Raw genomic sequence first — 1189 nt, 5'->3', positions numbered from 1 at the left:
GGAAACTCCGAACAAGTTGCCCATCAGCCGGAAATGGACGGCTTGGGCATGCCGAAAAGCCCGATTTTCACCCGCTGATTATTGGATAACCAAGGCACAGCCTTGGTTTTCTGCCCTCACGGGCGCACCTCTCCCGCAGCAGGCAATAATTGCCGGCGCACCATCCACAGATTCGACAGCGCAAACAGCGTGGTCAGTTGCGCTGTGTTCTTGGCCAAGCCGCGAAAACGCGTCTTTACATAGCCGAACTGGCGTTTGATCACCCGGAACGGGTGCTCCACCTTTGCACGCACTTGCGCCTTGGCCTTTTCGATCTTGCGCTTGGCTTTGTAGAGCACGCTGCGTTTGCTCAAGTGCTTGTAGGTGCTGCGTCGCGCAGCTATCTGCCAGATCACTGGCCGCCCGTCGTGCTCAGGCCGCTTCTCTACGCCGGTGTAGCCCGCGTCGGCACACACGACGTTCTCTGCGCCATGCAGCAGTTGTGCAACTTCCATTACGTCGGCCACGTTCGCGGCGGTGCCATGAACGTGATGCACCAGACCCGATTCAGCATCCGCGCCGATGTGCGCCTTCATGCCGAAATAGTACTGGTTGCCCTTCTTCGTTTGATGCATTTCAGGATCGCGCTTGCCTTCCTTGTTCTTGGTCGAACTGGGCGCGTGGATGATGGTGGCGTCGACAATGGTGCCCTGGCGCAACGACAGGCCCTTGTCTCGCAGGTAATTGTTGATGGTTTCCAGAATGCCCGCCGCCAGCTGATGCTTCTCCAGCAGGTGCCGGAAATTCATGATCGTCGTGTCTTCGGGGATCGGAGCGCTGAGCGTCAGGCGAGCAAACTGGCGCATCGACGTGATTTCGTACAGTGCTTCTTCCATGGCCGGATCGCTCAGCGAAAACCAGTTTTGCAGCAGGTGAACACGCAGCATGGTTTCCAGTGGGTACGGCTTGCGACCACCGCCGGCCTTTGGGTAATGCGGCTCGATCAATGCCACCAAACCGCTCCACGGCACCACCTGCTCCATCTCGGCCAGGAAACGCTCGCGACGGGTTTGCTTGCGCTTACCGGCGTACTCGAAATCGGAAAAGCTCATCTGACTCATGGGAAGGAGGGCTTGTAGAGGGCTGTTGGACAGAGGGCTATTTCAGCACAGGTCAGATGGCCTGTGCTGACTTGTTCGGAGTTTCCTTA

General features: G+C 57.9%; 1 protein-coding gene. It reads right to left on the bottom strand.

Annotated features, from left to right (window positions below):
* Window positions 1-116: 116 nt before the first annotated feature.
* Window positions 117-1100: an IS5 family transposase gene (locus tag L6D80_RS29820; protein ID WP_081264849.1), complete on the bottom strand. Its 984-nt coding sequence runs from the start codon at window positions 1098-1100 to the stop codon at window positions 117-119.
* Window positions 1101-1189: the final 89 nt, after the last annotated feature.

Source organism: Pseudomonas ceruminis (assembly GCF_021602025.1).
Lineage (GTDB): Bacteria > Pseudomonadota > Gammaproteobacteria > Pseudomonadales > Pseudomonadaceae > Aquipseudomonas > Aquipseudomonas ceruminis.
This window is presented reverse-complemented; position numbering and strand designations above follow the sequence as displayed.

Bases quoted from the DNA above. Each gene is read 5' to 3' on its own strand.
- L6D80_RS29820 (WP_081264849.1), bottom strand. From the start codon at position 1,100: ATGAGTCAGATGAGCTTTTCCGATTTCGAGTACGCCGGTAAGCGCAAG.